Genomic DNA, 13,754 nt, shown 5'->3' with positions numbered 1-13,754 from the left:
CGCCATGGCTGCGCACGGCGCGCGCCGCGTCGACCAGGAACGTGACGAGCGAGGCCGACGGCGTACGGATGCTGCCGGCGTGGAGCACGACGACGTCGCCGCTGACGGACGCCGCGACGGCAGCGCTGAGGCACTGCCGGGTCCGCACGACGTCTCCGTTGCCGTCGAGCAGCTCGGCGCGCACGTGCCAGGAGGTGCGCTCGCCGATGGGGTGGGAGAGGGACAGGACGCGGCTGACCACGGGGTGGCCGCCGACGGCTGCGCCGAGGTCCGGACAGCCGCACGGGGGGACGTAGAGGTCCGACGATCGAGAGCGGGAGCTGGTGACGCTGGAGTGATTAGTCATCTGCCATCCCGGACGGGGACTCTGCCGCTCACAGCCTGAGTCATCTAGAGCGCTTTCCGCTACCCCTTTGGTTCGTCTTTCTGCCAACTAATGGCGCTGATACGTGTCAGCCCGGGATTGCTCGATTGTTGATCTTTTCTGCCGGGAGCGCGCGGGGGCTCGACAAGCCGCCGTTAAGCGGTCAGGAAGCACCCGCGCCCACGCTGGCCGGGCCGGCGCGACCCGCCGGCCCGTCGTCCCGGCCACCCCGGCCCGGGCCGGCGCCGTCGTCCTGGAGGAGCCCGATGGCTGCTGGTGCGGTGCGGATCGCGCTCGACACCTGGGTGGTGCCGCGCTGGGTACCCGCGGCGGGCGGGCAGCTGACCCTGCTCAACTCCCTCGTGCTCACCGGGTCCGAGCCGGTGCTCGTCGACACCGGGCCCTCCTTGGCCGACGGCCTCCCCTCTACTGGAGCCCGCCTGTCGGTGGGAAGGCTTCCCTCGGCGGAAGCCCTCTCGCTGGACGGGGGCGACGAGGCCGCGTGGTCGGTCGTCGATCCAGGCGACGTGCGCTGGGTCGTCCTCACCTCCGACCACTCCTGCCACGCCGGCGCCCTGATGGAGGTCCTCGCGGCCTGCCCGCTCGCGCTCGTCGTGGCGGCCCCGGCCGTCGCGGCGCGGCTGCTCGCCGCGCATCCCGGGCTCACCGGTCGCGTACGCCCCGCGGCCCCCGGCCGGCCGCTGCCCGTGCACGGGCGCGCGCTGCTGCCGATCGAGGCGGGGCCGGACGTGCTCGGCCTGGCCGATCCGCAGGCCGGCCTGCTCTGGGCCGCCGACGCGTTCGCCGCACCGGTCCCGGCCCGCGTGCTCGACCCCGCCGAGCTGCCCGAGTGGGACTGGGCGGGGGCGCTGCGCGAGTACGCGGCGGCGAGCCCGTGCCACGCCGGCTCGGGCGCGGCCCAGGCGGCGGCGCTGGCCGCCGGCTGGCCCGGCCCCAAGGCCCCCGAGCTGGTCGTCCCGGCGCACGGCCCGTTGCTGCGCGGCCGGCTCGTGGCGGAGGCGGCCGCAGTGCACGGCGCGCCGTTCGCGGCCCCGGTGCTTCGGGCGGCCGGACCGTAGACCCCGGCGCCCGCGCAACTCAGCCTGGCGCGCCCGCGCCGCTCAGCCTGGCGCGCCCGCCCCGCTCAGCCGGCCGAGCCGCCGCCCGCGGCCGCCAGCCACTCGGCCCGCAGCAGCCCGAACAGCACCTCGTCCACCCGGTCGCCGAGGACGTAGGCGGACTCGCGCAGCCGGCCCTCCTCGGTGAACCCGGAGGCGAGCGCGGCACGCCGCATGCCGGTGTTGGAGGCGAGCGTCTCGGCCTGCAGCCGGTGCAGCCCGCGGTCGCGGAAGGCGTAGGCGCAGAGCAGCCGCACGACGTCGGTGCCGAGCCCCTGCCCGCGGGCGGCGGGGAAGACCGTGATGCCGAGGTGGGCGGTGCGCTGGTGCTCGTCGATGCCCCACAGCCCCGCGTCGCCGACGCAGGCGAGCTCGGGGTCGTCGCGGCGCGCGACGGCGAACCACGCGACCTTGCGGTCCGGCTCCTCCGCGAGCTGCTTGTCGTAGGCCGCGAGCGCCCGCTCCAGCGGCTGGGGCCGCCACGGCGTGACGTCGGTGACCGCGTGCAGCTCGGGGTCGCCCGCGACGGCCGCGTGGCGCAGCGCCACGTCGTCGCGGCGGAGCTCGCGCAGCACCGCCCGCGCGCCGGTCAGCACGCCGCCGCCTCGGCGGAGGCGAGCTCGCGCGCGGCGGCGTCGAGGGCGTACGCGAGCATCTCGTCCCAGCCCAGCGCCCGGCCCCGGGCCGTCGCCTCCGCGCGCGCGGGCTCGGCGACGCCGCTCTCGGCCAGCGCCGCCTCGACGAGCGCGATGTCGCGCCCGCCGTCCACGGGGTCCATCCGCTCCGGCACGTAGCCGACCCCGCGGCCCCGCGCGGCAACGGCCCCGAGCAGGACGGCGCCGTCCTCGCCCCGCCCGCACGCGCCGAGCGCTCCCGCCACGGTGTGCACGAGCGCGAGGGTGGAGGTGCGGTCCTGCTCCTCGTGCAGGCCGCGCAGGATCGGGACGAGCCGGCGCAGCGTGTCGTGCGGCTGCCCCCGGTCGAGCCCGGCCTTCGCCGCGAGCCACCCGATCGAGGCCGCGGCCCACAGGTGCCCGCACTCGAGGGCCACCTGCGCGCCCTCGTCGAGCAGCTCCTGCGCCCGCAGCGCGTCCCCGCGCAGCCGGGCCACCTGCCCCAGCGTCTGGTACGCCTCGGCCTCGACCCAGGGGTAGCCGGCCTCGCGCGCCGTCCGCCGGGCCTCGTCGGCCAGGGCCGCACCGCCGTCGGGATCGCCCATCAGCGCCTGGACGTACCCGGCGTAGACCCGGGCAAGCGCGTACATGTCGGGCTCGCGCGCCGGGTCGGCCAGGGCGATGGCCTCGCCCAGCCGCTCCGACCCGCCGGCCATGTCGCCCACCAGGTAGCCGAGCATCGCGACGGCAAGCAGCCCGCGGACGCGGACGGGGCCGGGGGCGTCCGGTGCTGCCGCGAGCGCGCGGGTGAGCCACGCCCGCCCCTCGTCCGCGGGGCCGGTGCGGTACCACGCCCAGCCCAGCGCCGCGGCGATCCGCACGGCCGACCCGGCGTCACCGCTGCCCAGCGCGTGCCCGAGCGCCGCGCGGACATTGGCCTGCTCGGCCGCCAGCCGGCGCAGCCAGACCGCCGAGTCGCCGGTGCGCAGCCGGGGCAGCGCGTGCTCGGCGAGGTCGACCAGCCAGGCGACGTGCCGGGCCCGGAGCGCGGCGCGCTCGTCGTCGGGGAGTGCGCGGGCGGCGTACTCCCGCAGGGACTCGAGCATGCCGTAGCGGCGGGGGCTGGCCGAGGTGTCGACGGTGACCATCGACTTGGCCACGAGCGCCGTGAGCGGGCGCAGCACGGGCCGCCCGGTGACCGCGGCCGCCGCGTCGAGGTCGAAGCCCCCGTCGAAGACGGACAGCATCCGGAAGACCGCCTGCTCGTCGGGGCCGAGCATCGCGTAGCTCCACTCGACCGCCGCCTCCAGCGTGCGGTGGTGGTCCGGGCTCGCCGCGCCGCGCCGCCGGCGGCCGTCCTCGAGCAGGTCGAACCGGTCGCCGAGGTGCTCGAGGACCTGGGCGGGGGAGAGGACGTCGCAGCGCGAGGCCGCCAGCTCCAGCGCGAGCGGGATGCCGTCGAGGGCGAGGCAGATACGGCGTACGGCGTCCAGCTCTCCCGCGTCCGGCTCCCACTCGCCGATGACCGCGCGCGCCCGGTCCACGAACAGGCGGGCCGCGGGGGCGAGCGCGCCCGCCTGCGCGGGCTCGACCGGCAGCGGCGCGACGCCGACCAGGGCCTCCCCGGGCACGGCGAGCCGCTCCCGGCTGGTCGCCAGCACGCGCACGTTGGGCGCGGCGTCGAGAACGGCGGTGACGAGGTCGGCGGCGGCGTCCAGGACGTGCTCGCAGTTGTCCAGCACGACCAGGGCGGAGCGTTCGCGCAGCGCCTCGACCACCGCCTCGGCACGGGTGGTGCCCGCGCCGGCCGACACCCCGAGGGCGTCGGCCACGGCGGCCGGGACGAGCTCGGGGTCGCGTACGCCGGCGAGCAGCACCAGCCACGGGCCGTCCGGCCCCGGGTGGCGCTGCGCCGCCTCGAGTGCCAGCCGCGTCTTGCCCGCCCCGCCGGAGCCCACGAGCGTCACGAGCCGGTGCTGGCGCAGCCAGTCGCCGACCTGGGCCAGCTCGCGCTCGCGCCCCACGAACGAGGACGAGGCGACCGGGATCGGGGACCGGCGCGACGACGGCCGCGGCTCGTGCTCAGGGGTGGGCGCAGAGACAGGCGCAGGGCCGGCCGCGGGGGCAGGCGCGGGGACGGGCGCAGCGGCCGGCCCCTGACCGGTCGCCGGGACGGGCGCCGCGGGGCTGAGCGCCGGGTCCTGGGCGAGGACCGCCGCCTCCAGGCGCTGCAGCGCCGGGCCGGGGTCGATGCCGAGCTCGTCGGCGAGGTGGCGGCGCGCCGCACGCAGCGCGGCGAGCGCGTCGGCCTGCCGCCCCGCGCGGTAGAGCGCGAGCGCGAGCAGCTCGCGCGGGCGCTCGCGCCAGGGGTGCGCGGCGACGAGCCCTTCGAGCTCGCCGACGGCCTCCTGCGCACCGGGCAGGTCGAGCCGGGCGGCGAGCAGCTCCTCCTGCGCGGCCACGCGCAGCTCCTCCAGCCGGCTCGCCTCCTGGCGCAGCGCGGGCAGGTCGGCGATGTCCGCGTACGCCGGCCCCCGCCACAGCGCGAGCGCCCGGGTCAGCGCGTCGCGGGCCTCTGCGGCTCGGCCTGCTTCCCGCAGCCGGGCTCCCTCGCCGGCCAGCGCGGCGAACTCGTCGGCGTCGACGCTCACCGCCTCGGCCGCCAGCAGGTAGCCGGGGGACGCGCTGACGAGCACGGTGGCGGGCGCGCGCGCCGGCCGGCCCGGCTCCACGGCGCGGCGCAGCTTGCTGACGAACACCTGCAGCGTCTGCGGGGCGCTGGCCGGGGCGCTGCCGGCCCAGACCTCCTCGACCAGCCGCTCGGCAGGCACGACCTGGCCGTGGGCGGCGGCGAGGACGCCCAGCACGGCCCGTTGTCGGGGGCCGCCGAGGTCCACGGGAACGCCGTCGACGAGCGCCTCCAGCGGCCCGAGCACGCCGATCCGAGGCCGCGTCGAAGGTCCCATCCGGGGCAGGCTAGATCATCTGCGGCCGCCTGCGCCCCCGGTTTGTCGAGGCCTGCGCCGCGCGCGTCGGGCCATCCGGTCGGACGGCCTACGCTTGTCCGGTGGCCGCCGACCTGCAGACGTCCCCCGCGACACCGTCCGTCCCGACCCCCGACGAGCACGGCCAGGACCTGGTCCTCGTCGTCGACTTCGGGGCGCAGTACGCCCAGCTGATCGCCCGCCGGGTGCGCGAGGCGAGGGTCTACAGCGAGATCGTGCCGCACACCACGGCGGTCTCGGAGATCCTCGCCCGCCGGCCGAAGGCGGTGATCCTGTCCGGCGGCCCGTCGAGCGTCTACGCGGAGAACGCCCCCGCGGTCGACCCCGCGCTGTTCACGGCCGGGGTGCCGGCGTTCGGCATCTGCTACGGCTTCCAGGCGATGGCGCAGGCGCTCGGCGGCACGGTCGAGAAGACCGGCCGCTCGGAGTTCGGCGGCACTCCGTTGCTGGTCACCGACGAGACGTCGAGGCTCTTCGCAGGGCTGCCCTCGGAGCAGTCGGTGTGGATGTCGCACGGGGACTCCGTGACCCGGGCGCCGGAGGGCTTCGCGGTCGTGGCGGCGTCGGCCGGCGCGCCGGTCGCGGCGTTCGAGGACGTCACGCGGGGCCTGGCCGGCGTGCAGTTCCACCCCGAGGTGCTGCACAGCGCCCACGGCCAGGCCGTGCTCGAGCGGTTCCTCTTCGAGGTCGCCGGCTGCGAGCCGACCTGGACGACGGACAACATCGTCGAGGAGCAGGTCGCCACGATCCGCGCGCAGGTCGGGGACAAGCGGGTCGTCTGCGGGCTCTCCGGCGGGGTCGACTCCGCGGTGGCGGCCGCGCTGGTGCAGCGCGCCGTCGGTGACCAGCTGACCTGCGTCTTCGTGGACCATGGGCTGCTGCGCAAGGACGAGGCCCGTCAGGTCGAGGAGGACTTCGTCGCCTCCACCGGCGTGAAGCTCAAGGTCGTCGACGCGCGCGAGCGCTTCCTCGGGGCCCTCGCCGGGCTGACCGACCCGGAGGCCAAGCGCAAGGCGATCGGCCGCGAGTTCATCCGCGTCTTCGAGCAGGCGGCCCGCGAGGTCGTCGCCGACGCGGGCGCCCACGGCGAGGAGGTGGAGTTCCTCGTCCAGGGCACGCTCTACCCCGACGTCGTCGAGTCCGGCGGCGGCACCGGCACCGCCAACATCAAGTCCCACCACAACGTGGGCGGCCTCCCCGACGACCTGCAGTTCTCCCTCGTCGAGCCGCTGCGCACGCTCTTCAAGGACGAGGTGCGCAAGGTCGGCCTCGAGCTCGGGCTGCCCGAGGCGATCGTGTGGCGCCAGCCGTTCCCCGGCCCCGGCCTGGGCATCCGCATCATCGGCGAGGTCACCGAGGACCGGCTCGCCGTCCTGCGCGAGGCCGACGCCATCGCCCGCGAAGAGCTGTCCGCTGCCGGCCTCGACCGCGAGATCTGGCAGTGCCCCGTCGTGCTCCTCGCCGACGTGCGCTCGGTGGGCGTGCAGGGCGACGGCCGGACGTACGGCCACCCGATCGTGCTGCGGCCCGTGTCGTCCGAGGACGCCATGACTGCGGACTGGTCGCGGCTGCCCTACGACGTGCTGGCCCGCATCTCCACCCGCATCACCAACGAGGTGCGCGAGGTCAACCGCGTCACGCTCGACATCACGAGCAAGCCCCCGGGCACCATCGAGTGGGAGTGAGCATGCGGTGCCTGCTGTCGTCCCCACGACAGCAGGCACCGCATGCTTCGCTCAGCCGCCCACTCGGACGGTGCGGACCCGCGATGACCGACGTCGTCCCGGCCGGCTCGGTCAGCGTGGCGCGGTAGCGGACCACGGTGCCCACGTCTCTCGGATCCGGACGCTCCGGCCAAGAGGGGCAGGTCAGCCGGCGGCGCTCGACGAGGCGGCCGTGCCGACGGAAGCGCCCTCGGGAGCGCCGGCCGGCGGCCGCTGCCCGAACATCGCGCAGACCGCGACCGTCAGCGCCCGCAGCTGGGCCGTCGTGATCGCCTCGTCAGGGGTCGTCGGGACGGCGAGCACCATGTTGCGCTCGCCGGTCTCGTCGTGCAGCGCGTAGGTCGAGTAGCCCGTCACGCTGCCGTCGTGCCCCCACACGGTGCCGCACGGGGTGTCGAGCGAGAGCAGCCCGAGGCCGTAGCCCGCGCCCTCGCCGAACGGCACCGTCGTCTTCATCAGCGCGAGCGAGGCGGGGGAGAGCAGCTCCCCGGACAGCAGTGCCCGGTAGAAGTCGCGGACGTCGGTGGTCGTCGACAGCAGCGCGCCCGCCGCCCACGCCCACGACGGGTTGGTCGCCGTGACGTCCAGCAGCCCCGGGGCCCCGGTGAACGTGGGGGGCAGGTAGCCCGCCGCGTGCTTGCCCGGGACCGCTTCGTCGGCCGGGAGCTTGGTGTGCGTGAGGCCCACCGGCTTCAGGATGCGGTCGCGCAGCAGGCTGCGCAGGCTCTCGCCCGACGCCTGCTCGAGGACGAGGCCGAGCAGCACGTAGTTCGTGTTCGAGTACGACCACCCCTGCCCGGGCGGGAAGAGCGGCGGGTGCGCGACCGCGTACGCCAAGAGCTCGCGCGGCTCGAAGCCCCGGCCGGGGTCGCTGCCGAAAGCGGTGAGGAAGGCCGGGTCCTCGCTGTAGTTGAACACGCCGCTCGTGTGCTGCAGCAGCTGGCGCAGCGTGATGTGGTCCCCGCCGGGGACGAGCCCGGGCAGCCACGACTCGACGGTGTCCGTCAGGGACAGCCGTCCCTCGTCGACGAGCTGGAGGACGAGGGTCGCGGTGAACGTCTTGGTGACGCTGCCGATGCGCAGCTTCTCGTCGCGCCGCCACGCCTGCGCCGGGTCGAGCCGGGCGAGGCCGGTGGCCTGCTGCCAGGCGCGGGTGCCGTCGTCGACCAGGGCCACCGCGCCGCTGGCACCCGCGGCCACGACGTCCTCGAGGGCGGCCTGCAGGACGGCGTCCCGCGGCTCGACCCGCGGGTGGGCGTCCGACGCGGCTGCCGGTGGCGCGGCCGTCGCGGTCACGAGGGCGAGCACTGACAGCAGGCCCACCACGACAGTGGTGGAGAAGGGCCGGTGGCGGGCGGGAAGGCCGTCGACTCTCGACACGGGAGTGCTCCTCGTCGCGGGGGCGGTCACACTCCCGTTGCCCCGGTCGCGTGCTCGCTACGCCGCGCGCCCGAGCCTCTCGACGACGAGCCGTCGCAGCTCCTGCTGGTCGGCCTGCAGGCCGAGCTGCCGGGCGACCCGTGCCGCCTGCCCCCGCTCGTCGGACAGCAGCCCCAGCATCAGGTGCTCGGTGCCGATGTAGTTGTGGCGCAGCGACAGGGCCTGGCGCAGCGACTGCTCGAGAGCAGACTTGGCCGGCTTGGTGAACGGGATGTGGCCGCCGCGACGGCGCCACATCCCGCCTCTGCTCCAGCGTCGCTCGAGCGCGCCTTCGCCGAACGCGGCTTCGGCCCTGCGGCGCACCTCCTCCAGGTCGATGCCGAGCGCGCCGAGGGCCGCGGCGTCCGGGGCGTGCAGCCGGGCCACCTGCGCGCGAGCAGGCTCGAGCCCGACGCCGAGCTCGCCCAGCACCTCCGCACCGACGCTGCCCGGCTGGGCCAGGACGCCGAGCAGCAGGTGCTCGTCGCCGATGCGGTCGTGGCCGAGCCGGCGGGCCTCGACCTGGGCCTGCACGACCGCGGCGCGCGCGGCCTTGGTGAACCGTTCGAACATCGTCAGCGCTCCTTCCCGAGCGGCGCGCGCCCGGCGTGCTTCTTGTGGACGGCCTGCTTCGAGACGCCGAGGAGCCCCGCGATGTCCTGCCACGACCAGCCCTGCTCGCGGGCGGCATGGACCTGGAGGGCCTCTAGCTGCTCCACCAGCAGGCGCAGCGACGCCACGGCGCGCAGGCCCTCGGCGGGGTCGGAGCTGGTGCCTGCTCCGATCAGGTCGGTCGTCTCGCTCATGTACGTCAACATAAGTTGACGCGAGGGCAGCTGTCAACAATGGTTGACGATGCCCTCGCGTCAGATCGATCGATGCGGTCGAGCGCCCGCCCGGGGTCAGCTCGCGCTGATCGTGCCGGTGACGGCGTAGGACGTCCCTGGCTGCTGGAAGCTCAGCGCGATCTGGCGGCCTGCCGGCCCGGCCGCCTCGAGCTCGGCCAGCGAGGAGGAGGCGAAGCCCGCGCCGATGTAGTCGTCGGCGTTGACGCCGGCAAAGAGGCCGGAGCCGACGAGCGAGTCCTTGCTGACGGCGTCGAGCACGCGGCTCTTCAGCTCCGCCCGGTACGCCGCCAGGTTGCCGGGGGCCGGCACCGGCATGGTGGCCACGAGGTCGTCGAGCTTGGCCTTGATGCCGGCCTGCGCCATCGAGCGGGCCACGCCGGCCGACGCGTCACTGCTGCCGTCCTGCTCGAGGGCGACGACGACGACGCCGGCGACCGCGGCCTGCCGGCCGAGCGACGGGGAGAGGGCGCGTACCGGCGTCATGACGTTGTCCAGGAACGTGCCCGTCCCCTGCGGCACCGCGACCGTGGTCCCGCTGCCGACGCTGACGTTGCCGAGGTTGCCGTGGGCGTACGGCGTGCCGAAGACGGTCGTCCACGAGCCCGGCAGGTCGGCCGCGTCCACGGTCGTCCCGTCGACGAACACCGGGAACACCATGAGCCAGGGCTCGTCGCCGCCGCCGAAGGCGCCCTCGCCGGCCTGGGCGGCCGAGAACGAGCTCAGCTTCACGTCGACCTCGTGCTGCCCGTCCACCGCGACCGTCGTTGCGCCGAGCGGCTTCGACGACGCCCCGAGCTTGGCGGTGAGGTTGTAGGTCGTGGTCGTCAGCGGGTGGAACTCCTTCTGGCCGCTCTTCGCGACGCTGGCCCCGTTCAAGGTGATGGTGAGGCCGGGGCAGCTCGCCGGCGCCGTCACCTGCCAGCCGAGGTTCGTCGTCCCGCCGCCCTGCACCACCGTGGGGGAGGCGGCCACGGCGCCGGTCACCTGGACGAGGGTGCAGGCGGGAAGGACGGGCTCGCCGCCCCGGACGTCGGCGGACGCGGCCCCCGTCCCGGCGAGAAGTGCGGCGGTAGCCGCCGCGGCGGCGGCCGTCAGCGAACGACGGGGGGAGCGGAGGGTCGAGCGGGACGTGCGCATGAGCTGTCTCCAGGCCTACGGGTCGCGGTGCGCGCAGCGCCGCGGTCGAGGCCCAGCGCCCCGACGGAGTACTGGAGCGGCCAAGGCCTTCCGTGGGACAGGTAGCCCCTACTCAACCTTCTGGGCTTCCTACTCAGGCTGCGCGGCGGGAGCACTCCGGCGTACGGCGATCACGTCGAACACCTCGTGCCCCTTGGCGATCCCCTGCTGCTCGAACCGCGTCACCGGCCGCCACTCGGGCCGGGGCGCGAAGCCCCCGCCCACGACCTCGAGCGCCGGCTCGGCCGAGAGGACGGCGAGCATCTGCCGGGCGTACGGCGCCCAGTCCGTCGCGCAGTGCACCCGCCCGCCGGGGCGAAGCCGGGCGGCGACGAGCGCGGCGAAGGCGGGGCCCACCAGCCGGCGCTTGTGGTGGCGCGACTTGGGCCAGGGGTCGGGGAAGAAGACACGGACCTCGTCGAGCGCGCCGGGCGCGACCATGTGGCGCAGCACCTCGACGGCGTCGCCGGAGACGATGCGTACGTTCGAGAGCCCGCGGGCCGACACCTCGGCGAGCAGGGCCCCGACGCCCGGGGTGTGCACGTCGACCGCGAGCACGTCCCGGTCGCGGTCCGCGTCCGCCATCGCGGCCGTCGTCTCGCCCATGCCGAAGCCGATCTCGAGCACGAGCGGGGCAGCCCGGCCGTAGACCGCGACGGGGTCCAGCGGGACGTTGCCGACGGGCAGGACGTACGCCGCGGCCAGCGTGTCGAGCGCGCGCTGCTGGCCGGGGGTGATCCGGCCGCGGCGCGGCTTGAACGAGCGGATCTGGTGGGCGGGCGCGACGGGCTGCACCCGCCCACCGTAGGAAGCGCGCGGGCGTCAGTCCTTGCCGGTGCCCGGCTCGGCCATGCCGCGGTGCATCTGCGCCTTGAGCGCGTCCGGCATCACCTTCGCGCCGAGCTCCTGCACCTTGGTCTTCACGCCGCCGCCGACGGCCCGGTTCTTGCCGGCCATCAGCGCCTTGAAGCCCTGCTCGGCGACCTGCGCCGGGTCGTCCTTCTTGCTGGTGCCGACCATCGTGTCGTCCATGTCGGCGCGGTGGAAGAAGTTGGTCTCGGTCGGGCCGGGCATGAGGCTCGTCACGGTGACCTCGGTGTCCTTGAGCTCGTTCTGCAGCGCCTCGGCCAGCGACTGGATGAAGGACTTCGAGGCGTTGTAGGTCGCTTGGAACGAGCCGGGCATCGTCGAGGCGATGGAGGACGTGAACAGCACCTTGCCGCCGTTGCGGGCGACCATGTCGGTGAGTACGCGCTTGGCCAGGTGGACGGTCCCGCGCACGTTGAGGTCGATGAGCTCGAAGTGCTTGTCCAGGTCGATGTCGACGAACGCGCCGCCCGCTCCGATGCCGGCGTTCAGCGCGAGAGCCTCCACGGGCCGGCCTGTGCCGACGATCTGGGCGTAGAGGCGCTCGACGCCCTCGTACGTGCTGAGGTCGGCCTGGCAGAGCATGACCCCGGCGCCGGTGGCGCCGAGCTCGCGCGCGGCCTCCTCCAGCCCGGGGTCCTCGGAGTTGACGAGCACGTCGAAGCCGTTCTGGGCGAACTGGCGAGCCAGCTCGAAGCCGATGCCGCTGGAGGCGCCGGTCACGACGGCGAGGGGGCGCAGGGCAACGTCGGGGGTGTCGGTCATGTCCAGGACGTACCCATCCGAGGGGAGTGGACTCGCGGGTGAGTGGATCCTGCGCAGGGCCCGGGGTTGGTCACTGCGTGCGTCGTTGGCTCCGGCGCCTCTCGTGTCGAGGTAGTCGGGCCAGGCCGGGGCGGGGCTGCGGTCTTGGCCGGGAGCTGTGGCAGGCGCCGCTTCGGCACGCGTCGCGCTGGCTGCTGGCTTGCACGGAAATGCCGAAGTGCGAGCGGATCACTCGCTTGATGGGGCGTGTATGACTGCGCACTCCCGCTGACGCATGGCACTCAAGTCGTACAAGCCCTGTGGAGTGCCTACGCGGTATCGGAGGTGGGGTGGACGAGCGTGCCCCGCATTCCGTCTATCATCGTGCGGTTCAACGAAGCCGATGATCTCAGAGTCGACGACAGCCGGAGTAGATGGGGATGTTCGATGGTTACCTGTGGAGACCCGACAGCGAAAGCTACCCCAGGTACACAAAGTCACTGGCGAATACAGGTGTCAATGAGCTGGCGACGCTACTGGGACGCAGATTTTTCACTGCGCTGATCATCCCCGAGCAGATCGACCTTGGAGTCGATGTCACCTTCCACTTGCCGCGCGTCTACGGTAAGGAGGGTGTTACCTCTAGGGCCGTTGGAGCCCAAGTGAAATCCGGCGACTCCTGGTTCAGCAGCGATCGTAGAGCTTCCTTCTCGGTAGACGAGAAGCATCGTGACTTCTGGATGTTGAGCCTTACGCCAATTCTCGCCTTCGCCTATAGAGAAGGCGCTAGTGACGGAGATGGGTACTTCCTCTGGGGCGACATCCGCAACCAGTTGCGCGCGGAACCCCGGCTCAAGCGTGTGACCATGGACCGCGAGTTGATTGATGAGGCAGACTGGGAACACCTCTGGGGCGTATGTGACTCTCAGGCTCAGCAGTCAGAGCTAGCGACGCATCTCCTAGACCTGATGTCCGACGACATCGAGAAGCAGAGGAACGCGCTTCAGGCGGTGTGGTTTTACTCCAGCGCTAGTGACGCGCGCGCCTTCGCCCTGCTGCTGCGCACAATGCAGTGGCTGCCGGATGAACTCCTCGGCTCTGCCGTCAGGACTGTTGGGCTCGCCGCAGGTCTCGCCCCAGGAGTAACCTCGGCGCTGGCAGACGATGTCGCGCGTCGGGTACTGGACCTATGGATGGAAGATGAGCGACTGTTAGAAGTAATCATCGAGAAAGTATGGTCACCCGAAGATTCACGACAGCCCTTCCATCCGGCGAGTCTCATTACAAGGCTCTTTCAGTCAGCTCCGAGTGGCATCGATGAACTGAGATCTCTCATTGACAACCCGCGCGTGGGCATCTATACGGCGGACAGGGCCGTCATCCTGCTCGTGCTCTGCCTGCGAGGCCGAGGTGCTCCTGGATCCGAACTTCGGGACCTGGCCGATCACGTGGCCCGACAGTTGCCAGAACTACTCATCAAGAGTCGCTACTTCTACTCGACCTCCTTCTTGCTCCAGGCTGGCACACTCTAGCTAGTCCGGCCGTTGCGGGCGGCTCGTTGCATCAGCAGACGGCGCCGAGCGCTGTAGAATTCACAGAACCGCGCATGTTTGTGCTTGAGACTTCGGATGGGATTCACATCGTTACCCTGTCGTATGAGAGTGACAAAGCGGGTTCCAGCCCGTTACCCTTAGGGCCAAGTCGAGTTGACACACTCAGCCGTAGGCGCCGCGACAGTTGCCCGGAGGTAGAGGCTGAAGGTGCGTAGTTGTAGAGGCAACATCCTGACATGCCGCCGAGGGAGCGCGGCCGGCGACCGCTCTTGCCGAAGACAGCATTCGGTCGAGGCAGACTCTGACGTGGCAGCGGAACCCC

At 73.4% G+C, this 13,754-nt stretch carries 12 protein-coding genes; 3 read left to right on the top strand and 9 right to left on the bottom strand.

Going from position 1 to position 13,754, the window contains the following annotated elements; translation table 11 throughout:
• Window positions 1-346: hypothetical protein (locus tag G9H71_RS18000; RefSeq protein WP_166284176.1), on the bottom strand; the 346-nt coding region annotated here is incomplete at its 3' end.
• Between the two features lie 284 nt (window positions 347-630).
• On the opposite strand from G9H71_RS18000, the gene G9H71_RS17995 reads away from it, so the two are divergent.
• Window positions 631-1,443 (top strand): MBL fold metallo-hydrolase, encoded by an 813-nt coding sequence (locus G9H71_RS17995; RefSeq protein WP_166284175.1) that lies wholly within the window; start codon window positions 631-633, stop codon window positions 1,441-1,443.
• Window positions 1,444-1,508: 65 nt separating this feature from the next.
• Here the strand turns inward: G9H71_RS17995 and G9H71_RS17990 are convergent, their stop codons facing one another.
• Both G9H71_RS17990 and G9H71_RS17985 read right to left on the bottom strand, forming a co-directional pair.
• The gene (locus G9H71_RS17990) at window positions 1,509-2,078 is read right to left on the bottom strand and encodes a GNAT family N-acetyltransferase (protein ID WP_166284174.1); all 570 of its coding nucleotides are present in this window, start codon (window positions 2,076-2,078) and stop codon (window positions 1,509-1,511) included.
• On the bottom strand, window positions 2,072-5,062 hold the full coding sequence (locus G9H71_RS17985) for an AfsR/SARP family transcriptional regulator (RefSeq protein WP_166284173.1): 2,991 nt from the start codon (window positions 5,060-5,062) through the stop codon (window positions 2,072-2,074). Before G9H71_RS17985 ends, G9H71_RS17990 begins: the two co-directional genes overlap by 7 nt.
• A gap of 113 nt (window positions 5,063-5,175) precedes the next feature.
• Here G9H71_RS17985 and guaA point away from each other — a divergent pair, with 113 nt between their 5' ends.
• On the top strand, window positions 5,176-6,786 hold the full coding sequence (guaA, locus tag G9H71_RS17980) for a glutamine-hydrolyzing GMP synthase (protein ID WP_166284177.1): 1,611 nt from the start codon (window positions 5,176-5,178) through the stop codon (window positions 6,784-6,786).
• A 183-nt stretch (window positions 6,787-6,969) separates the two neighbouring features.
• Here the strand turns inward: guaA and G9H71_RS17975 are convergent, their stop codons facing one another.
• The 6 genes from G9H71_RS17975 to G9H71_RS17950 form a co-directional block, all read right to left on the bottom strand.
• Complete coding sequence (locus tag G9H71_RS17975; RefSeq protein WP_166284172.1) at window positions 6,970-8,205, bottom strand: serine hydrolase domain-containing protein; 1,236 nt, start codon at window positions 8,203-8,205, stop codon at window positions 6,970-6,972.
• Window positions 8,206-8,262: 57 nt separating this feature from the next.
• Window positions 8,263-8,817 (bottom strand): Clp protease N-terminal domain-containing protein, encoded by a 555-nt coding sequence (locus G9H71_RS17970; protein ID WP_166284171.1) that lies wholly within the window; start codon window positions 8,815-8,817, stop codon window positions 8,263-8,265.
• A 2-nt stretch (window positions 8,818-8,819) separates the two neighbouring features.
• Window positions 8,820-9,050, bottom strand: a complete 231-nt coding sequence (locus tag G9H71_RS17965; protein WP_166284170.1) for an RNA polymerase subunit sigma-70 — start codon at window positions 9,048-9,050, stop codon at window positions 8,820-8,822.
• 96 nt (window positions 9,051-9,146) lie between these two features.
• Window positions 9,147-10,229, bottom strand: a complete 1,083-nt coding sequence (locus G9H71_RS17960; protein ID WP_166284169.1) for a hypothetical protein — start codon at window positions 10,227-10,229, stop codon at window positions 9,147-9,149.
• A gap of 129 nt (window positions 10,230-10,358) precedes the next feature.
• Window positions 10,359-11,063, bottom strand: coding sequence for a tRNA (guanosine(46)-N7)-methyltransferase TrmB (gene trmB / locus G9H71_RS17955; RefSeq protein WP_166284168.1), 705 nt, complete (start codon window positions 11,061-11,063; stop codon window positions 10,359-10,361).
• A 27-nt stretch (window positions 11,064-11,090) separates the two neighbouring features.
• A complete protein-coding gene (locus G9H71_RS17950; protein ID WP_166284167.1) occupies window positions 11,091-11,900 on the bottom strand; it encodes an SDR family NAD(P)-dependent oxidoreductase in 810 nt (269 codons plus the stop codon).
• A 413-nt stretch (window positions 11,901-12,313) separates the two neighbouring features.
• On the opposite strand from G9H71_RS17950, the gene G9H71_RS17945 reads away from it, so the two are divergent.
• Window positions 12,314-13,411, top strand: coding sequence for a DUF4365 domain-containing protein (locus tag G9H71_RS17945; RefSeq protein WP_166284166.1), 1,098 nt, complete (start codon window positions 12,314-12,316; stop codon window positions 13,409-13,411).
• The last annotated feature ends 343 nt before the right edge of the window (window positions 13,412-13,754 follow it).

The sequence above is a fragment of the Motilibacter deserti genome (assembly GCF_011250635.1).
Classification (GTDB): domain Bacteria; phylum Actinomycetota; class Actinomycetes; order Motilibacterales; family Motilibacteraceae; genus Motilibacter_A; species Motilibacter_A deserti.
This window is presented reverse-complemented; position numbering and strand designations above follow the sequence as displayed.